The 23,467-nt window shown below is 71.1% G+C and carries 21 protein-coding genes and 1 tRNA gene; 14 read left to right on the forward strand and 8 right to left on the reverse strand.

The annotated features are described in order from the left end of the window. Positions 1–101 precede the first annotated feature (101 nt). The 4 genes from ABZ565_RS20005 to ABZ565_RS20020 form a co-directional block, all read right to left on the reverse strand. Positions 102–662 (reverse strand): SigE family RNA polymerase sigma factor, encoded by a 561-nt coding sequence (locus ABZ565_RS20005; RefSeq protein ID WP_361028463.1) that lies wholly within the window; start codon positions 660–662, stop codon positions 102–104. A 310-nt stretch (positions 663–972) separates the two neighbouring features. Further along, complete coding sequence (locus ABZ565_RS20010) at positions 973–1,284, reverse strand: hypothetical protein (protein WP_361028259.1); 312 nt, start codon at positions 1,282–1,284, stop codon at positions 973–975. A gap of 388 nt (positions 1,285–1,672) precedes the next feature. After that, a tRNA-Ser gene (locus ABZ565_RS20015) sits at positions 1,673–1,757 on the reverse strand. A gap of 53 nt (positions 1,758–1,810) precedes the next feature. Beyond that, on the reverse strand, positions 1,811–3,316 hold the full coding sequence (locus tag ABZ565_RS20020) for a trypsin-like peptidase domain-containing protein (RefSeq protein WP_361028262.1): 1,506 nt from the start codon (positions 3,314–3,316) through the stop codon (positions 1,811–1,813). Between the two features lie 190 nt (positions 3,317–3,506). Here ABZ565_RS20020 and ABZ565_RS20025 point away from each other — a divergent pair, with 190 nt between their 5' ends. The 3 genes from ABZ565_RS20025 (at position 3,507) to ABZ565_RS20035 (ending at position 6,256) form a co-directional block, all read left to right on the forward strand. After that, positions 3,507–4,355, forward strand: a complete 849-nt coding sequence (locus ABZ565_RS20025) for a glycerophosphodiester phosphodiesterase family protein (RefSeq protein ID WP_361028265.1) — start codon at positions 3,507–3,509, stop codon at positions 4,353–4,355. Between the two features lie 209 nt (positions 4,356–4,564). After that, on the forward strand, positions 4,565–5,158 hold the full coding sequence (locus ABZ565_RS20030; RefSeq protein ID WP_361028268.1) for an ATP-binding protein: 594 nt from the start codon (positions 4,565–4,567) through the stop codon (positions 5,156–5,158). 132 nt (positions 5,159–5,290) lie between these two features. Beyond that, a complete protein-coding gene (locus ABZ565_RS20035) occupies positions 5,291–6,256 on the forward strand; it encodes a DUF5926 family protein (RefSeq protein ID WP_361028271.1) in 966 nt (321 codons plus the stop codon). A gap of 612 nt (positions 6,257–6,868) precedes the next feature. Here the strand turns inward: ABZ565_RS20035 and ABZ565_RS20040 are convergent. Further along, a complete protein-coding gene (locus ABZ565_RS20040; protein WP_361028274.1) occupies positions 6,869–7,570 on the reverse strand; it encodes a bifunctional DNA primase/polymerase in 702 nt (233 codons plus the stop codon). Positions 7,571–8,048: 478 nt separating this feature from the next. Here ABZ565_RS20040 and ABZ565_RS20045 point away from each other — a divergent pair, with 478 nt between their 5' ends. Then, positions 8,049–9,536 carry a PP2C family protein-serine/threonine phosphatase gene (locus tag ABZ565_RS20045; protein ID WP_361028277.1) on the forward strand — a complete coding sequence of 496 codons (1,488 nt, stop codon included), beginning with the start codon at positions 8,049–8,051 and terminating at the stop codon, positions 9,534–9,536. Positions 9,537–9,634: 98 nt separating this feature from the next. After that, entirely contained in the window at positions 9,635–11,095 is a 1,461-nt protein-coding gene (locus tag ABZ565_RS20050) for an aminopeptidase P family protein (RefSeq protein WP_361028280.1), read from the forward strand. A 36-nt stretch (positions 11,096–11,131) separates the two neighbouring features. Here the strand turns inward: ABZ565_RS20050 and ABZ565_RS20055 are convergent, their stop codons facing one another. Continuing rightward, complete coding sequence (locus ABZ565_RS20055) at positions 11,132–11,677, reverse strand: ATP-binding protein (protein WP_361028283.1); 546 nt, start codon at positions 11,675–11,677, stop codon at positions 11,132–11,134. A gap of 258 nt (positions 11,678–11,935) precedes the next feature. Here ABZ565_RS20055 and ABZ565_RS20060 point away from each other — a divergent pair, with 258 nt between their 5' ends. From ABZ565_RS20060 to ABZ565_RS20100, 9 genes are all read left to right on the forward strand, one after another. Beyond that, positions 11,936–12,751, forward strand: a complete 816-nt coding sequence (locus ABZ565_RS20060) for a hypothetical protein (RefSeq protein WP_361028286.1) — start codon at positions 11,936–11,938, stop codon at positions 12,749–12,751. Positions 12,752–12,908: 157 nt separating this feature from the next. Next, a complete protein-coding gene (locus tag ABZ565_RS20065) occupies positions 12,909–13,643 on the forward strand; it encodes a YcnI family protein (RefSeq protein WP_361028289.1) in 735 nt (244 codons plus the stop codon). A gap of 69 nt (positions 13,644–13,712) precedes the next feature. Then, positions 13,713–14,366 carry an SCO family protein gene (locus ABZ565_RS20070; RefSeq protein ID WP_361028292.1) on the forward strand — a complete coding sequence of 218 codons (654 nt, stop codon included), beginning with the start codon at positions 13,713–13,715 and terminating at the stop codon, positions 14,364–14,366. After that, positions 14,363–14,812 carry a copper chaperone PCu(A)C gene (locus ABZ565_RS20075; protein WP_361028295.1) on the forward strand — a complete coding sequence of 150 codons (450 nt, stop codon included), beginning with the start codon at positions 14,363–14,365 and terminating at the stop codon, positions 14,810–14,812. Before ABZ565_RS20070 ends, ABZ565_RS20075 begins: the two co-directional genes overlap by 4 nt. 14 nt (positions 14,813–14,826) lie before the next feature. After that, positions 14,827–16,743 (forward strand): copper resistance protein CopC, encoded by a 1,917-nt coding sequence (locus tag ABZ565_RS20080; RefSeq protein ID WP_361028298.1) that lies wholly within the window; start codon positions 14,827–14,829, stop codon positions 16,741–16,743. A gap of 8 nt (positions 16,744–16,751) precedes the next feature. Then, the gene (efeB, locus tag ABZ565_RS20085) at positions 16,752–18,038 is read left to right on the forward strand and encodes an iron uptake transporter deferrochelatase/peroxidase subunit (protein WP_361028302.1); all 1,287 of its coding nucleotides are present in this window, start codon (positions 16,752–16,754) and stop codon (positions 18,036–18,038) included. Positions 18,039–18,097: 59 nt separating this feature from the next. Continuing rightward, a complete protein-coding gene (gene pheA / locus ABZ565_RS20090) occupies positions 18,098–19,033 on the forward strand; it encodes a prephenate dehydratase (RefSeq protein WP_361028305.1) in 936 nt (311 codons plus the stop codon). 515 nt (positions 19,034–19,548) lie between these two features. Continuing rightward, positions 19,549–20,838, forward strand: coding sequence for a serine--tRNA ligase (gene serS, locus ABZ565_RS20095; protein ID WP_361028308.1), 1,290 nt, complete (start codon positions 19,549–19,551; stop codon positions 20,836–20,838). Beyond that, positions 20,835–21,641: an HAD family hydrolase gene (locus ABZ565_RS20100; RefSeq protein WP_361028311.1), complete on the forward strand. Its 807-nt coding sequence runs from the start codon at positions 20,835–20,837 to the stop codon at positions 21,639–21,641. The genes serS and ABZ565_RS20100 overlap by 4 nt, the downstream gene beginning before the upstream one ends. 118 nt (positions 21,642–21,759) lie before the next feature. Here ABZ565_RS20100 and ABZ565_RS20105 read toward each other — a convergent pair whose 3' ends face one another. Continuing rightward, positions 21,760–22,452: a hypothetical protein gene (locus ABZ565_RS20105; protein WP_361028314.1), complete on the reverse strand. Its 693-nt coding sequence runs from the start codon at positions 22,450–22,452 to the stop codon at positions 21,760–21,762. 290 nt (positions 22,453–22,742) lie between these two features. Beyond that, on the reverse strand, positions 22,743–23,462 hold the full coding sequence (locus ABZ565_RS20110; RefSeq protein WP_361028317.1) for an ABC transporter permease: 720 nt from the start codon (positions 23,460–23,462) through the stop codon (positions 22,743–22,745). Positions 23,463–23,467 lie beyond the last annotated feature (5 nt).

Here is a 23,467-nt window from a genome sequence, read left to right on the forward strand (position 1 = left end):
ATGTCACTACTCCCGGGAGTACGAATCGGTGTCGCCCCGCAATGTCACACCGCTCGGGGCCAGGTCGGAACACTCCGTTCCGCCGCTACGGAGGCCAACGCTCAGCGGTCCGAGATCAGCTCCGGGTCCTGGCGGAGCTTGCCGAGCGCCCGGGAGACCGCGCTCTTGACCGTGCCGACGGACACCCCGAGCACCTCGGCGGTCTGCGCCTCGCTCAGATCCTCGTAATAGCGGAGGACGACCATCGCCCGCTGACGGGCCGGCAGCTTCAGGACCGCGCGCCACATCGCGTCGTGCAGCGACTGCCGCTCCGCGGGGTCGGGGCCCGGAACGGCCTCCTGCTCGGGCAGCTCGTCGCAGGCGAACTCGTCGACCTTGCGCTTGCGCCACTGCGAGGTCCTGGTGTTGAGCAGGGCCCGGCGGACATAGCCGTCGAGGGCACGGTGGTCCTCGATCCGGTCCCAGGCGACGTAGGTCTTGGTGAGCGCGGTCTGCAGCAGGTCCTCGGCGTCGCTCGGGTTGGCGGTGAGCGAGCGCGCCGCCCGCAGCAGCACCGGACCGCGCGCCTGCACGAACGACGTGAACGAGGGGTACGGGAGGTGCGGCGCCGCCGGCGTGCGCGCGGCGTGCGCGGCACAGCCGGAGGCGCCCGGCGTGCGCACCGACGCGTGAGCGCGTACCGGTGCGGCTCCCCTGTGGGTGCGCGTACGGACTGGCGTGGTCATGGCTCCACGCTAGAAGCGGGGCCCGCCTCCCAAATCGCCCCCAGGTCCCGAAACCGCGTCCGCCTCAGGGTGTAGGACCGGGTCCCCCTCCACCTCCTGTAGGTGGAGGGGGACGTACCCGGTCCTCAGGGTCGGCCCCGAGGCAGACGGCGGACGGCCCGCCCGTTCGCCGGAGTGGCGTACGGGCGGGCCGCCGGGTGCGTCCGTCGCGGTCCGGCCCCCCGACCGGGCTGCGAACGGTGCGGGCTCACCAGAGGTTCGTGAAGTTCACCGCCAGGTTGTACGTGGACTGGTCGATGTCGGTGAAACCGGACCCGTTCACCTGCGCGGAGTTGCTCTGGTTCGACGCCCCGGCGCCCGTCGCCTGCTGCTGCGAGGTCGAGGAGTTGCCCGCGTTGTCCCGGCCGACCCCGCTGCCGCTGATCGTGGCCACGCCCGCGTTCGACCCGCTGCTCGCGAACGAGCCGTTGTCCGCCTGGGCCACTCCGCCGAGGAGAACGGCGGCCAGAGGCAGCGCGGCAACGACGGCGAGGGCACGAGCGGTACGGATGCTTGCCATGTCTGTTCCTCCAGGAACCGGAAGTAGGGCTGAGGCTGAACCCGGGCCGGCGGCCGACCGCCCGGTGCTGATCACGACGTCGCGGACGAAAGCTGCCCACCGCCGTCCCGGCGAACCACCCAACGCTTCCGGTTCCCCCGCAAGCGTGAGGAACCCGAACCAAACCCCTGACCTGGGGCGAACTATGCGCCCAGCGCCCGCATGAGCGACTTCGGAAGAGGGAAAGGCGGAGGCGGACCCGACCGGATTCGAACCGGCGTCCTCACGGTTTTGGAGACCGCGCGCGACGACCTCTGCGCTACGACCCCGCCCCCTCCGGCCATCCTAGAAGTCCCCCACCCATACGAACGGCCCCCGACCGATTCGCCCGGTCGGGGGCCGTTCACTGCGGTGGGTGTGGGATTTGAACCCACGGTGACTCGCGCCACGACGGTTTTCAAGACCGTTCCCTTAGGCCGCTCGGGCAACCCACCCCGCGTCGGTGCGGTCGGTGAGGACCGGTCCGGCGCGGGAACAGCCTAGCCGGTCAGCTGTCGCCCTTGCGCTCCCCCAGGGTGACTTCGGCCGTCGCCGTCTTGCCGTCGCGCTCGTAGGTCAGGGTGACCCGGTCGCCCGGCTTGTGGGTCCAGATCTCGCCGATCAGTGTGGGGCCGCTGTCGACGACGGTGTCGTTGAACTTCGTGATGACGTCGCCCGCGCGCAGCCCCGCCTTGTCTGCCGGGCCGCCCTTCGTGACCGCGTCCGTGCCGCCCGTGCCCCGCTCCGCGATGACCGCGCCGCCGCTCTGCTCGTCCATCGTCACCGTGGCGCCGATGACGGGGTAGACCGGCTGGCCGGTCTTGATCAGCTGCTGCGCGACGGTCGTCGCCTGGTTGATCGGGATCGCGAAGCCGAGGCCGATGGAGCCCGCCTGGCTCTGGCCGGAGCTGCCGGTCGACTGGATCGCCGAGTTGATGCCGATGACCGCGCCGCCCGAGCTGAGCAGCGGGCCGCCGGAGTTGCCCGGGTTGATCGAGGCGTCGGTCTGCAGGGCGCTCATGTACGAATTGCTGCCGCCGTTGCCGTCACCGGAGGCGACCGGGCGGTTCTTCGCGCTGATGATGCCCGTGGTGACCGTGTTGGACAGGCCGAACGGGGCACCGATGGCGATCGTGGAGTCGCCGACCGCCACCTGGTCCGAGTTGCCCAGCGGCAGCGGGGCCAGGGACTTCGGCGGGTTCTTCAGCTTGATGACGGCCACGTCGTAGCCCTGGGCCCGGCCGACCACCTCGGCGTCGTACTTCTTGCCGTTGGAGAACGTCGCCGTGAGCTGGCCGCTGTCCGCCGCGGAGGCCACCACGTGGTTGTTCGTGAGGATGTGGCCTTCCTTGTCGTATACGAAGCCGGTGCCCGTACCGCCCTCGCCGTCACCGCCCTGCGCCTCGATCGTCACGACGCTCGGCAGCGCCTTGGCGGCCACACCGGCGACCGTGCGCGAGTCGCGCTTGAGATCCTGCGGGTTCGCCGAGGCGGAGACCGTGGTCGAGCCCGAGTCGTCGTTGCGGTCCGCGGCCCAGTACCCGAGGGCCCCGCCGATGCCGCCCGCCACGAGCGCCGCCACCACCACGGCGGCCACCAGACCGCCCGCACCGCGCTTGCGCGGCGCCTCGGGCGTGTGCGTTCCGCCGGGCGGGCCCCACACCGGGCCGCCGCCGCTGCCGTGCGCCCCCTGGGCGTACGCCGGAACGGCGGGCGGCGGCGGAGGCCAGCCCGCGTCGGCCGCGGACTGCGGCGGGGGCGGAGGCGCGTACTGCGGGTTCGTCGGGAAGGCGGCCGTCTGCGCGGTCGCGGGGTCCGGCGACGAGGGGACGGGGGCGGGCGGCTGGTCCGGCGCCTGCGTGACCGGCTGCTGCCGTGTGACCGTCTCGTCCGGGTGGGAGGCGGCGGGGGGCGCGTCCTCGGGGCGCGCCTGGGGAGCGTCGGCCGGCACGGGAGGTACGGACGGGGCGGCCTCGGCCGCGTTGCCCTCGTTGCCCTCGTTCTCGGTGCTCACAGCTCTTTACTCCTCGGTTCCACATCAGTCATTCGGCAAGAGATCCGCTGTGTACGTGTCAGCACTCAGCTTTTCCCATGACACGTCAGGCCACTGTAAGCAGGACCTGTGCATCTGCGCACGACCCTTACATCGGACAAAACGGCCTCGCGTCGCAAGGTGTGCACACCCGTGTTCCCGCGGTGACACCATGACCCGGGTGAACCGAGCACGGCAGCAGCACCCCATGCGCCATCCCATCCAGGTCATCGCCCACCGGGGCGCGTCCGACGACGCCCCCGAGCACACCCTCGCCGCTTACCGGAAGGCGATCGAGGACGGTGCCGACGCCCTGGAGTGCGACGTACGCCTCACCGCCGACGGCCACCTCGTCTGCGTACACGACCGCAGGGTGAACCGTACGTCCAACGGCCGCGGCGCGGTCTCCGCCCTGGAACTGAACGCCCTCGCCGCCCTCGACTTCGGCTCCTGGAAGGACCGCGACGACACGGAGTCACCGGACTGGGACCCGGTGCCCGGCGAGCTCACCTCCGTACTCACCCTGGAACGGCTGCTCGAACTCCTCGTGGAGACGCGGGCGTCCGGGAGGCCGCTCCAGCTGGCCATCGAGACCAAGCACCCCACCCGCTGGGCGGGCCAGGTCGAGGAACGCCTGCTGCACCTGCTGAAGCGCTTCGAGCTCGACGTACCGCCGCCGGACGGCACCCCTTCGCCGGTACGCGTCATGAGCTTCTCGGCCCGCTCGCTGCACCGCGTCCGGGCGGCCGTACCCCATCTGCCCACCGTGTACCTGATGCAGTTCGTGTCGCCCCGGCTGCGCGACGGACGGCTGCCCGCGGGGGCGCGCATCGCCGGACCCAGCGTCCGGATCGTGCGCAGCCACCCCGGCTACATCGAACGTCTCCACCGGGCCGGGCACCGGGCGCACGTCTGGACGGTCAACGAGCCGGAGGACGTCGAGCTCTGCGTACGGCTCGGTGTCGAAGCCATCATCACCAACCGCCCCAAGCAGGTCCTGGCCCAGCTCGGCCGTTCGTGACATCGGCGCACCCGGGCACGCCTCGGCGTATCTGCGTATGAACGCATCAGCCCATCTGCCCATCAGGAGATCAACTACAGGGAGTACACCGGCGCACTCGGACTGTGCCTGTTCGTGACGAGTGCGTCACTGACAGCCCCTTCGCCGGTTTCCGGCACAGCTGGGGAGGGCATCCACTCCGTGGCGTGGGGGCAAAGGAGGTCTCGGGGGTGGCGTTGGTGGTGGCACAGGAGGTGCCCACGTCGTCGAGCATGGCCGTTCCCCATGGCCCTGCGGGCGTGGGCCAGGCGCGGCACCGGATGCGCGAGCAGTTGCGCAGCCACGGGGTGTCGGATTCGGTCGTCGACGATGCGGTGCTGATTCTTTCCGAGCTGCTCAGTAATGCCTGCCGGCACGGCAGGCCGCTGGGCCGGCAGACCGAGACGGGAGACGGCGACGTGCGCGCCGCCTGGCGCGTCGACAGGACGGGCGGACTGACCGTCGAGGTGACGGACGGCGGCGGCCCGACCCGGCCGGTTCCGGCCACCCCCTCGGTGACCGCTCGCGGCGGCCGGGGACTCAACATCATCAGCGCCCTGGCCCAGGAGTGGGGCGTACGGGACGACGCGCCGGGCGAGGTCACCGTCTGGGTGCTCGTCGACGGGGGCCATGGCCGCCACGGCGACCGCCCGGGCGGGCGGGGCAGCGGGCGGCCGGCCGGGATGACCGGATTGCCGAGCCCACCGAAGGCCACTGTCGTGCCGGGGCTCGAAGGGCTGGATTTCACCGGTGCGTTCGACGACGCATTCGATGATGCGGGCTGAACACCCTCGCGAGGCCACGCGGTTCGCCTACGTGGCCTGAGCCGGCGGGCACGGCGGTGGTGCCCCGGCAGGCGGCGGGGCGGTTAGGCTCGCGGGCCAGACCGCACTGTCGCAATCGGGAGTAAGCCCACCATGGCGAAGAAGCGCCCTCAGACCAAGGCCGGGAAGCAGCAGCTCAAGGACGGCGAGATCCCGGTGGTCGGGGCTCGTGAGCCCTGCCCGTGCGGTTCGGGCCGCCGGTACAAGGCGTGCCACGGCCGCGCCGCGGCACAGGCGGTGACCGAGCTGGTCCAGCGCCCGTTCGAGGGCCTGGCCGGGGAGTGCGACTGGGTCGCGCTGCGCGAGCTGGTCCCGGCCGCCACCGCCGACCTGACGCTCAAGGGCGGCCTGCCCGAGGGCGTGCCGTCGGTGACGCTCGCGACGGTCCTGCCGATGGCGTGGCCGGCGCTGCGCCGCGACGACGGCTCCGTCCTGCTCGCCCTGCAGAACGACACCTCCTCCGGCGACCTCAGCCGGGACCTCGCGGACACCCTGAGCCGCGCGCTGGAGGCGGAGCCCGGTTCGCCCGTGGCCGCCCGCCGCGTGCCGGCCGACGGGCCCCGGCTCCAGGACCTCCTGGACAACGACGCGCCCTTCGAGCCGGTCGTGCACTCCGGCTTCGAGTTCTGGGTGCCGGACTCGGAGAACGCCACGGCCGAGGTGTCCGCCTCGCTCGAACGTGCGAACGAGGCGGCGATCCCGACCGCCCTGCTGTCCGGCGTGGACGCCGCCTACTGGTGCGAGACGCCGGAGAAGAACCACCTGCGCTGGGTCATGCCGCACGCCGAGGAGCAGCTCCTCGACGCGCTCGCCCGGCTGCACGCCGCGGGCGAGTCCTCGCTCGGCGAGGGCACCCGGCTGGTCGGCTCGTTCCGGGCGCACGGGCTGATGGTCCCGGTGTGGGACCTGCCGAGCGCGATGGGCGCCGAGGACTGCGAGAAGCCCGCCGCCGCGTTCGCGGAGCGGCTCGCGACGGCCCTCGCGTCGGACGCGCCGCTCACCGCCGAGGAGCGGCGGGCGCGCGGCGGGCTCACCAACCGCCAGGTGACGCTCAGCTGACCGTGACCGCCGCTCCGCCCGGACGGTGACTCCCGTCACAACTCGCCGTACTGGCAGGTAAATCGCTGTCCGAATACATGAGATCAAATTTGCGAACGGCAGATCTCTTGTTACGGTTCAAGAAGCCCGGTCGCTGGTGCATCCCCCGTCGCCAGCGATCGGGCATCCTCATTTCCGGGTACGGAGCGCTCCGCGCACCCGGGGCGCACAGACCCGCGTACGGGTCCCGCCCGGACCGCTCGCCCCTCACTCACCGCCCCAGCTCCCCCATGCGATGGCCCGGCGTCAGCCCTGTGGCCCGAGAAGTCGGTTGGACCTGCGCCGGGGCGGGAAGAACGCCGAGGCGCCATCAGAGAGCATCGCCCCGCCGGGATTTGCGGCGGGGCGAATTTCCGCGGCATCAGCGACACCACCGGACAAACGGATGCGCCACAAGCAACCCCGCCGTTTAACCCGGAAATCGTGAAGCAAGGCGGAAGGAAGTGGGCGGGAGCGAGGAAGAACGGAAGGGATTCACCGGAGACCGGACAGGGAAGCGACAGAACTCTGTAATGAATGCCCCTTGAAAGAACACGCGCGCATCAGAATCTGGCCAACCGTGCCCCCGACCGCTCAGTGCGTAAGTCTGCTACCGCCGTCCGGGGCACTCACGCTCGCCGCGACCAAGGCGTCCAGCACGGCCTCGACATCCGGCAGCCAGGGCGACACGGCCGGCGCGGCGGCGCCCTTGGGGCGTGAAACCGGAGCGCGCTCCGGCGCGCGCTCCCAGCGGACCTGCCCCGTGCCGATCTCCGACGGCGGCAGGACGATGTAGCCGCCCTCCCCGTGGAACCGCAGGGAGCCGGGCACCCGGTCCTGCGCGTACAGCAGCTCACCGAGCCGTTCCAGGGTGTACGGGGCGACCAGCAGCGCCCACCGGGTGGGCGTCGCCACGACGGGCCCCAGGCGCAGGCCCGCCCGGTCGAGCGCGACCAGGGCGCGGGCGCCGGCCGGCGCCGGCAGGCTCAGGGCGCACGGCGCACCGCCCCCGGTGGCGAGCAGCACCGGTGCGGTGGGCCGGTTGGTCCACCACCAGCGCACCATCCGGGCATCGGTGGTCGCCGCGAGCAGTCCGGGGTCGAAGGGATGCGCGCCGGGCACCGGGCACTCGGGATCGGGGCACGCGCAGCGACGGCCGCGATCACCACCCCCGCGCAGCCCCACTCCGGGGACCACGGGCCACTGCCACTGCGTGGCACAGGTCAGGGCCGCGTCGAGCCGGGCGGAGCCGCCCCTGCGGCCGAGCCTGCGTCGCCTTCCGAGGATCTCGCGCATGAGCCGCTCGTTCCTTTCCGTTGAACGCCGAGGGTCCGCCTCGCATCGTGCGTGTCACACCATGCCTGCGGATCTTCTGGGTGTACGTGCTCGTCGAGCCTGCGGTACGGGTCGTTCGTCGGTACCGAGCGTGAGCCGTGCTGAGCCGGATCGAGCTGCTTGCGGTCGGCATCGTGGCGAGGTGCGGGGCGCACGGCGCGCCTGCGGTCCGTTGCGTGCGGCCTCACCACTCGGGGGTGGGGCGCGGCCGTCACAGGTGAGGACGTCCGGGCCTGCTGCCAGGTTCCGGGGGCGGGCGGGGCCACCCCTGGCCATCCAAAGAATTACGTACCCAGCATGCCCGGAATGACGCGCCCCTGGGACTTCACCCGGAGGTGCTCCCCGCCGGGCAGACCCAGTCGACCGCTAATGCGTACAGCGAGGTGCGGTTTTTAGCCAAGTTGATGAGGGCGTGGACACCGGGTTTTCCGGGGGGACAATGCTGGACATCGCCGCACTTGTGCGTGTACATGTGGATGCACTGGTAGCGGCGCAGAATGACATGGGGGTTTGCGATGCTATTCGACGGAACACACCGCTCGGAAAGCCGGCGACCATGAGCGCTCCGCACCTGCCAAAAGTGGCTGGAATCGATCCCACGGTTCCGGTTTCGGACGAGACTGCCGGGCCAATCGAGGCGGTGCCCGCCCCGCCCGGCGCCTTCATCCAGGACCGGCTCGCCGGTTGGGTCTCCGACCTCACCACGCTCCACGAGCTCACCGAGCGCCTGGCCGGAACCCGCACCCTGAACGACGCACTGCACGAGTTCCTCGAAGCCGGGGCCGCCCTGGTCGGTGCCCGCCGAGGCCTGGTGGCCTTCGAACCGTCCGACCGCCGCGGCCCCGTCAGCACCATAGGGCTCGGGCTGGCCCACGCCGAACTGGGCCAGATCGAGACCGTGCCGCGCAGCGCCACCTCGTACGGACGCGTCCTGGAGGGCCTGCCCAACCCGGACTCCCCGCTGACCACCCCCGATCTGCTCGGCGACAGCGGCCTGGACCCCCGCAGACGCGAGGTCGCCGCCCGTCTCGGATACGCCGCCAGCTACGCACTGCCCCTCGCCACCGCGACGACCGGACGGCTCGGCGCCGCCGTCTGGCTCTACGACGAACCCGCGGAACCCCTGGAACGCCAACGCCACCTCGTCGGCCTGTACGCCGGATACGCCTCCGAACACCTCGCCCGCCTGCTGGAACTGGAACGGGCCAGGACGGATGTCGCCACCGTGACCGAGGAGCTGCTGCCCACCCGGCTGCCCCGGATCCCCGGCGTCCAGCTCGCCGTACGCCACGAGGTGGCCCCGCAGGGCGGCGGCGACTGGTACGACGCGCTGGCCCTGCCGGAGGGCGCCCTCGGCCTCGCCGTCGGCTCGGTGGGCGGCTCGGGCCCCAGCGCACTGGCCGCCACGGGACGGCTGCGCGCCGGGCTGCGCGCGTACGCGGTGATGGAGGGCGAGGACCCGGTCGCCGTGCTCTCCGACCTCGAACTGCTGCTCCGGCTGACCGAGCCGGCCCGTTCGGCGACCGCCCTCTTCGCGTACTGCGAACCGGCCCGCCGCAAGATCCTGTTCGCCGGGGCCGGGCACACGCCGCCCCTGATCATCGGCGAGCGCCGCACCGCGTACGTGGAGACCACGCTCTCCGCCCCGCTGGGCATGCTGTCCTGCTGGGAGGCGCCCAGTGTGGACATCACGCCCGCACCCGGCGAGACGGTTCTGCTGTACACCGACGGGCTGCTGCGCCGCGCCGGCGACTCGATGGACCGGGCGTACGCGCGCCTCCACTCGGCGGCGGCGAGCGTCCCGAGGGCGCTGCGCGGGGACGCCGCCTCGGTGGCCGGCCATGTGGTGCGCACCGTGCTGCCGGACGGGGCCGGCCGGGCGGACGGCGCCGAGGACGTGGTCGTGCTCGCGGCCCGGTTCGACTGAGCCGGGCCCCTCCTGTGTAAGAGGTCTTCCGGCCCTGGGCCCCCTTCCGTACGCCCGTACGATGGAAGAGGTCCAGTGTCGTATCAAGGAGAACAGTCGTGTCTGAGGAGTTCCCGGAGACCCCGGAGACCGAAGAGACAGAGCCGGTCAAGCAGCGGAAGAACGGCCTGTACCCGGGCGTGTCCGACGAGCTCGCCGCCAGCATGAAGTCCGGCTGGGCCGACACCGAGCTGCACGGCCTGGAGCCGATCGCCCAGGCCGGTCACACCGCCGACCGCCGCGCCGCGCTGTCCGCGCGCTTCCCCGGCGAGCGGCTGGTCATTCCCGCCGGCCGGCTGAAGACCCGTTCCAGTGACACCGAGTACGCCTTCCGCGCCTCCACCGAGTACGCGTACCTCACCGGTGACCAGACGCAGGACGGCGTCCTCGTCCTGGAGCCGACGGACGACGGCCACGAGGCGACCGTCTACCTGCTGCCCCGCTCGAACCGGGAGAACGGCGAGTTCTGGCTCGACGGCCAGGGCGAGCTGTGGGTCGGCCGCCGCCACTCCCTCACCGAGGCCGAGCAGCTGCTGGGCATTCCCGCCAAGGACGTGCGCGAGTTGCCCGCCGCACTGGCCGAGGCCACCGGCCCCGTCCGCAACGTACGCGGTCACGACGCCGGCATCGAGGCCGCCCTCACCGACAAGGTCACCGCCGAGCGCGACGAGGAGCTGCGGGTCTACCTCTCCGAGGCGCGCCTGGTGAAGGACGCCTTCGAGATCGCCGAGCTGGAGAAGGCGTGCGACATCACCGCACGCGGCTTCGAGGACGTCGTGAAGGTCCTCGACAAGGCCGAGGCCACCAGCGAGCGCTACATCGAGGGAACGTTCTTCCTGCGCGCCCGCATCGAGGGCAACGACATCGGGTACGGCTCGATCTGCGCCGCGGGACCGCACGCGACCACCCTGCACTGGGTGCGCAACGACGGCGCCGTGCGCTCGGGCGAGCTGCTGCTGCTGGACGCCGGCGTGGAGACCAACGACCTCTACACGGCCGACGTGACCCGCACCCTTCCCATCAGCGGCACGTTCACACCGCTCCAGCGCAAGATCTACGACGCGGTGTACGAGGCGCAGGAGGCGGGTATCGCCGCGGTCAAGCCCGGCGCCGACTTCCGCGACTTCCACGACGCCGCCCAGCGGGTCCTCACCGAGAAGCTCGTCGAGTGGGGCCTGCTCGGCGACCTGTCGGTGGAGAAGGTCCTGGAGCTGGGCCTCCAGCGCCGCTGGACCCTGCACGGCACCGGCCACATGCTCGGCATGGACGTCCACGACTGCGCCGCCGCCCGCACCGAGGCGTACGTGAACGGCACGCTGGAGCCGGGCGTCTGCCTCACCGTCGAGCCCGGTCTCTACTTCCAGGCCGACGACCTCACCGTGCCCGAGGAGTACCGCGGCATCGGCGTCCGGATCGAGGACGACATCCTCGTCACCGAGGACGGCAACCGGAACCTCTCGGACAAGCTGCCCCGGCAGGCCGACGAGGTCGAGGCGTGGATGGCCCGGCTCAAGGGCTGATCCGCCGCCCGCCGTACGGACGGAAGGGCGCCCCGCTCAGGACACCATGAGCAGGGCGTCCTTCCGCCATTTCAGGACCTTGTCGAAGCTCACGACCGCGCCGGGGCACCCCGGGCGGTTACCGAAGTGGACGTGGTCGGCGAGCTGTTCGATCAGGCACAGGCCCCGTCCCTCCTCGGCGGTGACGGGCGGATACGACGCGTACTGCGGGTCCGGCAGTCCGCTCCCGGACTGCCGCTCCACCGTGTACGGCCCTCCCCCGGCGGGGAACCCGGGCCCCGAATCGGCGACTTCGATGCGGCACTTCTCGCCGTCCAGATACGCGGTGACCCGGTACTGGCCACTGGCCGTGGCCGACGGGTCCTCCCAGGCGTCCCGGGCCTTCCCCGTGCCGTCGGAGGTGCCGTCGTGCTCCCCGCCGTGCTCGACCGCATTCGCACAGGCTTCGCTGAGCGCGAGAGACAGGTCGAAGGAGATGTCCGGGTCCACGCCCGCGGATTCCATCGTGCCGAGCAGGAACCGACGGGCGAGCGGGACGCTCGCAGCATCGCGCCGCAAATGGAGTGACCACCAGATGCTCATGCTCCGGCCTCCTGGCTGCGGCTAGACATACCGCTACGTATTGCCGCACCGGGGCGGTCGTAAGCACGTACGCGCTCTGAACCCGCCCATTCGGCGGATAGCCGGACGCACCACACCGGTGTAGCCCGGCCCTCCACGCCCGGCCCCGGAGCTGCCGGAACCGCGCGAACGGCCCTGCTCACACCCAATCCGCCCGGAAGACGACCTTCCGGACCTGCCGTACGGCGACGGGGGCCCGGGTGCGATGATGGCCCCGCCATGTCTGTGTCTGTGGGACGCGCCGGAGCCGGTCTACGGCTACTGAGGGCCGCGGTGTTCGCCGCGGTCTGCGTCGCGTTGTCCGCGGCCGGGCATGCGCTGGCCGCCTGTGCGACGGTCCCCTGGTGGACACTGCTCGCCGGTTTCCTCGGCGTCCTCGCGGTGGTCGTCCCCCTCGCCGGACGCGAACGCTCACTGCCCTCCATCGCCGCGGCCCTGGCCGGCGGACAGCTCGCCCTTCACACCCTGTTCGGGCTGGGCACGCACACCACGGCTCCCGTGGCGACGGGCGGCGACGACGCGCTGATCCGGTTCGCGGCAAGCCTCGTCTGCGGCGCCGGACCCCAGCAGCTGGACGCCGCCGACGCGCGGCACATCGTCGGCACCGCGGGCATCGACCCGGCCGCGGTGTCCGCTCAGGCGCACCAGCATCTGGCCGCGGCCCCTTCCGGCCCCGCGTGGGCCACCCCGGCCGACCTCCTCCACATGCTTCCCAGCCTGCCCATGCTCCTCGGGCACCTGCTGGCCGCCCTGGCCACCGGATGGCTGCTCCGGCGGGGCGAGGTCGCCCTCTTCCGGCTCGCCCGGCTGTCGGCGCACGGCGCCCAGCAAGTCGCGGCCGGGGCGCGGCTCCGGGCGTTGCGGGACGCGTTCCGTCTCGTCGCCGCCCTGCGCTCGGGCCTGGCCGGTGAACCCGCGACCGGGCCGCGCACCCCTCGTACCGCCGTGGACGCAACGCGCCCGGCCACCGGGGATCCGTTGCAGCACCTGGTGATCAGGCGCGGGCCCCCCTCCGTGCTCGCTCTCGCAGCCTGACGCGACGCCCTCCACGCGATGCGCACCGGCCTGGCCCCCTTCGGGGCGGTCACGGTCCCGGCGCGCATTCGGCCCGTACGGAAGTGGCGTCGCGATGCCGGTGCGCACCCGTGCGCCGGAGCACCTTCCCTTCGTGCCCCGCGGAGTGATCCCTGTCATGAACGTTTCCCGCATCGCCCTCGCCGGCGGCGTCGCCGCGTCCACCGTGCTGCTGCTCGCCGGCACGGCCTCCGCCCACGTCAGCGTCCAGCCTCAGGGCGAGGCCGCCAAGGGCGGTTACGCCGTCATCAACTTCAAGGTGCCCAACGAGCGTGACAACGCCTCGACGACCAAGCTGGAGGTCAGTTTCCCGACCGACCACCCGCTGGCGTCCGTCATGCCGCAGCCGGTGCCCGGCTGGGACATCGAGGTGACGACGAGCAAGCTGGCCAAGCCGCTGCAGATGCACGGCAAGACGATCAACGAGGCCGTCTCCAAGGTCACCTGGACCGGCGGCAAGATCGAGCCCGGCCGCTTCCAGCAGTTCCCGCTCTCCGTCGGCCAGCTCCCCGAGGATGCCGACCAGTTGGTGTTCAAGGCCGTCCAGACGTACTCCAACAAGGAGGTCGTCCGCTGGATCGAGGAGCCCAAGGAAGGCGCCGACGAGCCGGAGACCCCCGCTCCCGTCCTCAAGCTGACGGCCCCGGCCGATGACGCGCACGGGGCGGCCGGCGCGGACGCGAAGTCCTCGGACTCCTCCGCGGACCCCGCCGAGAAAAGCGGTAAGACCACCGCCGCTTCGTCGTCCTCCTCCGAGGACAACACCGCCCGGGTGCTCGGCATCGTCGGCATCGTGATCGGCGTCGCCGGCGTGGCCTTCGGCGTCCTGGCCGGGCGCCGTCGTACGGCCTGACAGGCCCCGCGGGGGCCAGGCGCTTCCTGGCCCCCACCCGCTCCACCGACCCCTCAGGAACAGTGCTCCATGGTTAAGAAGATCGTTCCGGCCGCGGCGCTCGTCGTCGCGGCCGCGCTCACCCTGTCCGCCTGCGGCGGCAGTGACAACGACAGCAAGAAGCCCGTCGCCGACGTGTCGATGCAGACGAAGACACAGGCCGCGACGGTGCTCGACCAGCCGTTCACCAAGCCGGACCTCGTGCTGACCGACACGCACGGCAAGAAGTACGACCTGCGCGAGGAGACCAAGGGCAAGCCGACGCTCATCTACTTCGGCTACACCAACTGCCCCGACGTCTGCCCGCTCATCATGAGCAACATCGCCATCGCCAAGAAGGCCCTGCCCAAGGCAGACCAGGAGAACCTCCGGGTCGTCTTCGTCACCACCGACCCGGAACGCGACACCCCGGCCTCCCTCGGCAGCTGGCTCAAGGCCCAGGACCCCTCCTTCATCGGTCTCACCGGCGACTTCCCGGCCATCCAGGCGGGCGCCCGGCAGATCGGCATCGGCATCTCCGCGCCGAAGAAGGAGAAGGACGGCACGGTCGTCTCGATGCACGGCTCGCAGGTCATCGCCTTCTCCCCGAAGACCGACAAGGGCTACCTGCTGTACAGCGAGGACACCACGCCCGACGACTACACCAAGGACCTCCCCAAGATCGTCAAGGGGGAGAACCCGTGAACCACCGCACCACCCTCGCCGCCGTCGTGGCCGTGACCGCGGGCCTGACGCTGGCGGGGTGCTCGGCCTCCTCGGACGAACCGGAGCTGAAGGTCGTCGGCGGGTTCATGCCGCAGCCCGTCAACGACATGGCGGCCGGCTTCCTCGTCGTGCAGAACAACGGCACCGGCGACGACCGCCTCACCTCGGTCACCAGCCCGCTCTCGGACGACGTCACGATCCACGAGACGAAGAACCAGGTCATGCGGAAGGTGACGTCCTTCGACGTGCCCGCGGGCGGTGAGCTGGATCTCGAACGTGGTGGCAACCACATCATGTTCATGAAGCTCAAGAAGCAGCCCAAGCAGGGCCAGAAGGTGTCCGTGGAACTGCACTTCGAGAAGGCCGGCGCGATCGAGGTCGACCTTCCCGTGAAGGAGACCACCCACAACCCGAAGAAGCAGTGAGGGACTGACCCGCCATGACAGCCACCGCCCCGCCCTTCGGGCCGCCCCCGTCCGCCCGGCGCCGGCCGCTCGCCGCGGCCGGACTGCTCACCGCGCTGCTCGGCGCGGTGCTCGGTCTGCTGCTGGCCGTCGCGGCGCCCGCGTCGGCCCATGCCGCGCTCACCGGGAGCGATCCGCAGGACGGGGCGGTGGTCGCCACGGCACCCACGGAGGTCACCCTCACCTTCTCCGAGCAGGTCGCCCTCGGTGCGGACTCCATCCGCGTCCTGGACCCCTCGGGCAAGCGCGCCGACACCGAGACCGCCCCGCGCGACCTGCACAGCGGGTCCACCGTGAAGTACGGCGTCACCCTGCGCGGCGGTCTCGGCGACGGCACGTACACCGTGGCCTGGCAGGCGGTCTCCGCCGACAGCCACCCGGTCTCCGGCGCCTTCACCTTCTCCATCGGGGCGCCCTCCGAGACCACCGTCGCCCTCCCCGGCAGCGAGGCGGGCGGCGGGCTCGTCGGCACGCTCTACGACATCGCGCGCTACGCCGCGTACGCCGGATTCATCGTGCTCGCGGGCGGCGCCGCCTTCGTCCTGGCCTGCTGGCAGCGTGGGGCGGGGGCGCGGCCGCTGCAACGTCTGGTCGTACGAGGCTGGTTGACGCTCACCGCGGCGACCATCGCGATGCTGCTCATGCGCAGCTCGTACACCGGCTCCGGGAAGCTGGGAGACATCCTCGACCTCGACGGCCTCAAGGCGGTCCTCGACACCAAGCCCGGTGCCGCCCTGGTCTCCCGGCTCCTGCTGCTCGGTGCCGCCGCGCTGTTCGTCGCGGTGCTGTTCGGCACGTACGCCAAGCGCGAGGACCCCCGCGAGAAGAGGGACCTCACCTTCGGCCTCGCCATCGGCGGCGCGGTCATCGCCGCCGGTATCGCCGGCACCTGGGCACTCGCCGAGCACGCCTCGACCGGTGTCCAGCCCGGCATCGCGATGCCCGTGGACGTGCTCCATCTGCTGGCCGTCGCCGCCTGGCTGGGCGGGCTCGTGACCCTGCTGACCGCGCTGTACCGCACACCCGACCTGACCTCGGCGGCTGTACGCCGCTTCTCCATGATCGCCTTCGTCAGCGTGGTCGTCCTCGTCGCGACGGGGGTCTACCAGTCGTGGCGGCAGGTCGGCACGTGGTCGGCGCTGACCGGTACGGGTTACGGACAGCTGCTGCTGGTCAAGGTGGGGCTCGTCGCCGTCCTGGTGGGGGTCGCGTCGATGTCGCGCCGGTGGACGGGGAGGCTCGCGGAGGGCAGCGGTGCCGCGACGGCGCCCGGAGCCGAAGAGGAGCCCGAGGCCGAGGCGGAGACCGAAGAGGACCCCGCCCGGGCCGCTCAGCTCGCCCGGCAGCGGGCCGCCGTGGCCACCGCCGAGAAGAAGCGGATACGCGACGCCGACCCCGGCCGCTCGGGGCTGCGCCGCTCCGTGCTGGCCGAAGTCGGCGTCGCCGTGGCCCTGCTCGCGGTGACCACGGTCCTTACGTCGACCGAGCCGGGCCGTACGCAGGAAGAGGCGGCACGCTCCTCGTCGGCGGCGGCCGGTCCCGTGGACAGCGGGCCCGTCAACCTCGCGCTGCCCTTCGACACGGGCGGCGCGAACGGCAAGGGCACGGTACGGATGGACATCGACCCGGGACGCACTGGTGCCAACGTGATCCACCTGTGGGTCGAGGACCCCGCCGAGAAGCCCATGGACGTCCCCGAGGTGAAGATCGCCTTCACTCTGGAGTCCAAGGGCATCGGCCCGCTGCCGGCCGTCCCGGTCCGGCTGACCGAGGGCCACTGGACCGCCACCGGCCTTCAGCTCCCGATCGCGGGCGACTGGAAGGTCGCGGTGACGGTACGGACCTCCGACATCGACCAGACGACGGTCGACGAGAACGTGAAGATCGGCTGAGCAGGACCGTGAGCGGAAAAAACACGAGCAGCGACACCAGTAACACCCATGCCCTCTCCCGGCGGCGGCTTCTCGGCACCGCGGGCGCCGCCGGCGCGGCCGGGCTGGTCCTCGGAGCGGCAGGCGGCGCCACCGGCTATGCGGCGAGCCGTGACGAGGAGCCGGCCGCGCTGACCACGGTCGGCTCCACCGAGGTGATGTTTCACGGGAAACATCAACCGGGGATCACCACTCCGCTTCAGGCATCCGGCCATCTGATCGCCTTCGACCTCGCCCCCAAGGCCGGGCGCAAGCAGGCCGCCGCCCTGATGCGCCGGTGGTCCGCGCTGGCGCAGCGACTGATGGCCGGCGAACCCACCGCGGGCGCGGCGGACGGCCCCGGACACGACACCGGTGTCGCGCTGGACGCGGGCCCGTCCTCGCTCACCGTCACCTTCGGCTTCGGCGCCACCTTCTTCGAACGCACGGGCCTCACCGCGCACCGCCCGCCGGGACTCGACCCGCTGCCGCCGTTCTCCTCCGACCACCTCGACGCCGGCCGGTCCAACGGGGACCTGTGGGTGCAGATCGGTGCCGATGACGCGCTCGTCGCCTTCCACGCACTGCGGGCCGTGCAGAAGGAGGCCGCCTCGACGGCCACCGTGCGCTGGCAGATGAACGGCTTCAACCGCACGCCCGGCGCGACCGCGAAACCGATGACGGCCCGCAACCTGATGGGCCAGATCGACGGCACCGGCAACCCGAAGCCCACGGACGACGACTTCGCGAAGCGCGTGTTCGTCCCCGGCGGCCAGGACGCGGCGTACGACTGGCTCGCGGGCGGCTCCTACGCGGTGGTCCGGCGGATCCGCATGCTCCTGGACGACTGGGAGAAGCTTCCGGTGGAGCGCCAGGAGCGGGTCATCGGCCGGCGCAAGGCAGACGGCGCCCCCCTCAGCGGCGGCACCGAGACCACCGCGATGGACCTCGACAAGGCGGGCCCGGACGGCACGTTGCTGATCCCGGACAACGCGCACGCCCGGATCTCGTCGCCCGAGCGCAACAGCGGTGCGGCGATGCTGCGCCGGCCGTTCTCCTACCACGACGGGATCGCCCCGGACGGCACCCCGGACGCCGGACTGCTGTTCATCTGCTGGCAGGCCGACCCGCTGCGCGGCTTCGTCCCGGTGCAGCGCAAGCTCGACCGGGGGGACGCGCTCTCCCCCTTCATCCGCCACGAGGCGAGCGGGCTGTTCGCGGTGCCGGGCGGAGCGGCGGCCGGTGAGTACGTGGGGCAGCGGCTTCTGGAGTCCTGAGCCCGGGCGGCCTTCCCGTCCGGGCCTTCCGCGCCGCCACCGCGCATTAGGGTGACGGTATGTCCGCCACGCGCTACGCCTATCTCGGCCCCGAAGGCACCTTCACCGAGGTCGCTCTCCGTACGCTCCCGGAAGCCGCCACCCGCGAACTCGTCCCGATGGTCTCCGTACCGGCGGCTCTGGACGCGGTGCGCAACGGAACGGCCGCCGCGGCTCTCGTACCGATCGAGAATTCCGTCGAGGGCGGCATCACCACCACCCTCGACCAGCTCACCAGCGGCGAGCCGCTGATGATCTACCGCGAGGTGCTGCTCTCCATCACCTTCGCGCTGCTCGTACGGCCCGGCACGGAGCTGTCCGACATCAAGACGGTCACCGCTCATCCGGCCGCGCAGCCGCAGGTGCGCAACTGGATGGCCGCCCATCTCCCGCAGGCGGTATGGGAGTCGGCGGCGTCCAACGCGGACGGCGCGCGGCTCGTGCAGGAGGGCCGCTACGACGCCGCCTTCGCGGGGGAGTTCGCGGCGGAGAAGTACGGGCTCGAACCTCTGGTGACCGAGATCCACGACGCGGAGAACGCACAGACCCGCTTCGTGCTCGTGGGGCGTCCGGCCCGGCCCTCCGCGCCGACCGGTGCGGACAAGACCTCCGTGGTGATCTGGCTGGGCGACGACCACCCCGGTGCCCTGCTCGAACTGCTTCAGGAGTTCGCGGTGCGCGGGGTGAACCTGATGCTGATCCAGTCGCGGCCGACCGGCGCCGGCATCGGCAACTACTGCTTCGCGGTGGACGCTGAGGGCCATATCTCCGACCGCCGGGTGGGCGAGGCCCTGATGGGGCTCAAGCGCATCTGCCCGAGTGTGCGCTTCCTCGGCTCCTACCCGCGGGCCGGGGTGAGTCCGGAGGACGTACGGCCGCTGCGCGCGGGCACGTCCGACGCGGAGTTCACCGAGGCGTCCGACTGGCTGGCACGCAACCAGGACGGGCGAGCCTGACCGAGCCCTGGGCCTCCCGGCCCAGGCCGCTTTGTATCCACAAGGCCGGTGGGACCAGAGGATTGTCTGCGTCGGGAAAAGTTATCCACAGGCAGGGGTTGCGCCTGGGGACAAGTCGACACCGCAATCCGACATGGTCGACAAACCGACACAGCCCGCTCACACCCATCCACAGGGCATCTGTTCGCCCCGTGTCAGCCCAATTCCGTTGATCAACTCTTTAGGGCTAGCAATTCCCACCCGAACGAGCGCGTAAAACGGGTTTCACCCTTGAACCCACGCGTTTTCACCGGACCCCCGGAATGATCTCCTCCGCGTCCACAGACTTCCCCCACAGCCTGTGGATAACTTTGACGAGTCGGCCACTCCTGTGGAAAAGCGCTGCCCAACTGCCCCAGCACACAAGCCCCGTGACCCACTCGCTCCACAATGCCAAATACCGGCAATTCGGGCAAAGCGCCACGCTTGCTCCTATCGGTTCAAGTGGGCGAAGCCGGCACCGGTAGCCTGGAGGAGTGATTGACCTTCGCCTGATTCGTGAGGACCCCGACCGTGTTCGCGCCTCCCAGCGCAACCGGGGAGAGGACGTCGCGCTCGTCGATGCCCTGCTCTCCGCCGACGAACGGCGCAGGTCGTCCGGGACCGCTTTCGATGAACTCCGTTCCGAGCAGAAATCGCTCGGCAAACTCATCCCCAAGGCTTCTCCCGAGGAGCGCACCGAACTCCTGAAGCGTGCCGAGCAGCTCAAGGCCGACGTCAAGGCGGCCGACGCCGCCCAGGACGAGGCCGACGCGGAGACCAGGAACCTGCTCCTGCGGCTCGGCAACATCGTCCACCCGGACGTGCCGGTCGGCGGCGAGGAGGACTTCGTCGTCCTGGAGACGCACGGGACGATCCGCGACTTCGGCGCCGAGGGATTCGAGCCCAAGGACCACCTGGAGCTCGGCGAGGCGCTCGGCGCGATCGACATGGAGCGCGGCGCCAAGGTGTCCGGCTCGCGCTTCTACTACCTGACGGGCGTCGGCGCACTGCTGGAGCTCGCCCTCGTCAACGCGGCGATCGCCCAGGCCACCGAGGCCGGCTTCACCCCGATGCTGACCCCGACCCTGGTCCGCCCCCGCGCCATGGAGGGCACCGGCTTCCTCGGCCAGGCCGCGGAGGACGTCTACCACCTGGACAAGGACGACCAGTACCTGGTCGGCACCTCCGAGGTACCGCTCGCCGCGTACCACATGGACGAGATCATCGACGCGGAGAAACTGCCGCTGCGCTACGCCGGCTACTCCTCCTGCTACCGCCGCGAGGCGGGGACGTACGGCAAGGACACCCGGGGCATCTTCCGGGTGCACCAGTTCACCAAGGTCGAGATGTTCTCGTACGTCGACCCGGCGGACGCGGAGGCCGAGCACCTGCGCCTCCTGGACTGGGAGAAGCAGTGGCTCACCGGCCTCGAACTGCCTTTCCAGGTCATCGACGTCGCCAGCGGCGATCTGGGGGCGTCGGCCACCAGGAAGTACGACTGCGAGGCGTGGATCCCGACCCAGGGCAAGTACCGCGAGCTCACGTCGGCGTCCAACTGCGGTGAGTTCCAGGCGCGCAGGCTCTCGGTCCGGATGCGGGACAACCGCGACGGCAAGAAGGCCATGCGGCCCCTGGCCACGCTGAACGGCACGCTCTGCGCCGTCCCCCGCACCATCGTGGCGATCCTGGAGAATCACCAGCTGGCCGACGGTTCGGTGCGGGTGCCCGAGGTGCTCCGCCCCTACCTGGGCGGACGCGAGATTCTGGAGCCGGTCGCCAAGTGACCTTCCCCTACAAGCTGGTCGCGACCGACCTCGACGGCACCCTCCTGCGCGACGACGAGACCGTCTCCCCGCGGACACGCGAGGCCCTGAAGGCCGCCGCCGGTGCCGGTGCGGCGCACATCGTCGTCACGGGTCGCGCCGTCCCGTGGACCCGGCACATCCTGGACGACCTCGGCTACGAGGGACTGGCCGTCTGTGCCCAGGGCGCCCAGGTCTACCACGCGGGTGAGCGCAGGCTGCTCACGTCGCTCACCCTGGACCGGCAGCTCGCCGGGCTCGCCCTCTCCAAGGTCGAGGCGGAGGTCGGCCCGCTGGCGCTGGCCGCGAGCCGCGACGGGCTCGACGGCGAGGTGCTGGTCGGGCCGGGCTACCGCGTGCAGGAGGGGCCGCGGCCGGCCGTCTTCGTCCAGGACCCGGCCGAGATGTGGGCCGCGCCGCTGAACAAGGTGTACATACAGCACCCGGATCTGGACGACGACGCACTGGCCAAGGCCGCGCGGGCTGCGGTCGGGAACCTGGTGGACGTGGTCATGGCGGGCGCGGGAGTCGTGGAGATCCTGCCGCTGGGACTGAGCAAGGCCACCGGCCTCTCGCTGGCCGCGCGCCGGCTGGGCGTGAAGGCCGCGGACACGATCGCCTTCGGCGACATGCCCAACGACATCCCCATGTTCGCCTGGGCCCGGCACGGCGTGGCCATGGCCAACGCCCACGCCGATCTGAAGGCCGTCGCTCAGGAGACGACCGCGTCGAACGAGGACGACGGGATCGCGGTGGTGCTGGAGCGGCTGCTGCGGGAGTCGTAGGCGGTCGCGTTCCGCTGCTCGTCGCGCGGCGCAGGGACCGGGGCACTCGGCCTCGGTCCCTGCGCCTTTTTCACGCCTCCGGTCTCCTCGCGGACCTCGCGGACCTCGCGGTCCCGGGTCAGCGCTTGTTGCGGCGGTTCAGCTCCTTGAGATTGCGCGCCAGGACGTCCATGCGGTCGTCGAGCCGGACGACGTCCGCGGAGACTCCGCCGAGCCTCACGCTCATGGCGCCCACGACCTGGTGGGTGGCCTCCAGCCTCCGGTCGAGGCTGTCCAGCCGGTGCGACATCCTGCTGAGGACCGGGCCCAGCTCCTGGAGGGCGGTGCCCACGCCGGCCAGGTGGCTTTCGACCCGGGTGACGCGGTGTTCGAGCGACGCATATCCCGCGCGCAGGTCCTGCTCGGCGTCGAGCAGATACGTACGCACGCACCGGGCGACGTCGCTGTCGCGAAGAAGCATGGCGACGTTGAGGACGGCCCGACGGGTGTAGAGGCGGAGCTGAGTGGCTGCCTGTGGATAACTTCCGGCCCCTTCACCGGCCCATAGGGACACCATGTCCCTATGGAAGGCTTCCAGGTCAGAGCCTCGAAGCGTCCTGAGCCCGTTCTCCTCCAGCTCGCTTCGATGGCGGAGGGTCACCTTTTTGACCACCTCTGTGGATACTTCGAAGTAACGAGCCACGTCCTCTGTGCGCACGTGAATTCCATCCGGGAGCATGACAAGGCACTTCACCTTGTCCAGGACGTCGACGCGCCCCATCTGTTCGACGCGCAGCGCGCGCGATTCGAGTAGAGCGACTTCCGTCGGCATGAGCTGCCTTCCGTTCGTGAAAGCTTCGCGGAAATGGACAGCCCTCTCCCCGGGCTTCAGGGGCGGAGGACGCTCACGGTTGCCACTCACTCAGGGAACCGACCGGCGGGTGCTCCCTCGCCGTATCGGCCATCTGCTCTTTCACGAACGCTACGACGCCACGGATTCCAGTTGCCTCCACGCACCGTGAACAACGCACCGATAACCGTACAGTTACGCGTAAGACTGTCCGACATGTGACAACCCCCGGCCGATGACCGGGGGTTGTCACATGTCGGAAGGCCCTCTGCTCACTCCTCGCCGGCCAGCTTCAGCGTGCGCAGCTTCTGCCCCGCGTACCAGGTCGCCGCGACGGTCACCACGGCCAGCAGAACCGTGGCGAGCGGCAGACCCACGTCCGAGGTGATCACACCGTTGCCGCCGGTCTTCTCGGCCAGCGCCAGAGACCACTGCTGCACGCTGAGCGTGCGCGCGCCCGGCACCAGGCTGCCGAACAGGGCCTCCCACACCAGCGCGTAGACGAGACCCAGCACGACCGCGTGCCGGCTGACCGTGCCCAGCAGCAGGAACAGCGCGCTGTAGGCGATCGAGGCCACCAGGGCGGCGATGGTGTACGCCACCGCGATCTGCTGGCCGTTGCCGTTGAGGACCAGGCCCGCGATCATCGTCGGCACCGCCGAGAAGACCATGGTCACCGCGATCGCGACGATCAGCTTGGTGAAGATGATCGTCGGCCGGCTCACCGGCTTGGACAGCAGGTAGACGATCGAGCCGTCATCGATCTCCGGTCCGATGGCGCCCGTGCCGGCGATCACACCGATCAGCGGCACCATGGTCGCGATGGCGAATCCGCCCAGGACGTCCGAGGCCACCTGGTCGTCGGCCCCCGCGAACATCCGTACCGCCACGGCGATGACGATCAGCAGTGCGGGCAGCACGAAGAGGATGGCGGCCCGGCGCCGGCCGAGCAGCGCCCGGTAGGTGAGCCGGGCGACTGTGGGGTCGTACATGACGT

The sequence above is a fragment of the Streptomyces sp. NPDC016469 genome, assembly GCF_040632905.1.
Lineage (GTDB): Bacteria > Actinomycetota > Actinomycetes > Streptomycetales > Streptomycetaceae > Streptomyces.

What these genes read in the sequence shown, in the direction of transcription:
- ABZ565_RS20080 (WP_361028298.1), top strand. Translation starts at nt 14,827, where the DNA reads ATGACAGCCACCGCCCCGCCCTTCGGGCCGCCCCCGTCCGCCCGGCGC.
- ABZ565_RS20060 (WP_361028286.1), top strand. Translation starts at nt 11,936, where the DNA reads ATGTCTGTGTCTGTGGGACGCGCCGGAGCCGGTCTACGGCTACTGAGG.
- ABZ565_RS20010 (WP_361028259.1), bottom strand. Translation starts at nt 1,284, where the DNA reads ATGGCAAGCATCCGTACCGCTCGTGCCCTCGCCGTCGTTGCCGCGCTG.
- ABZ565_RS20035 (WP_361028271.1), top strand. Translation starts at nt 5,291, where the DNA reads ATGGCGAAGAAGCGCCCTCAGACCAAGGCCGGGAAGCAGCAGCTCAAG.
- ABZ565_RS20045 (WP_361028277.1), top strand. Translation starts at nt 8,049, where the DNA reads ATGCTGGACATCGCCGCACTTGTGCGTGTACATGTGGATGCACTGGTA.
- pheA (WP_361028305.1), top strand. Translation starts at nt 18,098, where the DNA reads ATGTCCGCCACGCGCTACGCCTATCTCGGCCCCGAAGGCACCTTCACC.
- ABZ565_RS20105 (WP_361028314.1), bottom strand. Translation starts at nt 22,452, where the DNA reads ATGCCGACGGAAGTCGCTCTACTCGAATCGCGCGCGCTGCGCGTCGAA.
- ABZ565_RS20055 (WP_361028283.1), bottom strand. Translation starts at nt 11,677, where the DNA reads ATGAGCATCTGGTGGTCACTCCATTTGCGGCGCGATGCTGCGAGCGTC.
- ABZ565_RS20110 (WP_361028317.1), bottom strand. Translation starts at nt 23,462, where the DNA reads ATGTACGACCCCACAGTCGCCCGGCTCACCTACCGGGCGCTGCTCGGC.
- ABZ565_RS20065 (WP_361028289.1), top strand. Translation starts at nt 12,909, where the DNA reads ATGAACGTTTCCCGCATCGCCCTCGCCGGCGGCGTCGCCGCGTCCACC.
- ABZ565_RS20025 (WP_361028265.1), top strand. Translation starts at nt 3,507, where the DNA reads ATGACCCGGGTGAACCGAGCACGGCAGCAGCACCCCATGCGCCATCCC.
- ABZ565_RS20070 (WP_361028292.1), top strand. Translation starts at nt 13,713, where the DNA reads ATGGTTAAGAAGATCGTTCCGGCCGCGGCGCTCGTCGTCGCGGCCGCG.
- ABZ565_RS20040 (WP_361028274.1), bottom strand. Translation starts at nt 7,570, where the DNA reads ATGCGCGAGATCCTCGGAAGGCGACGCAGGCTCGGCCGCAGGGGCGGC.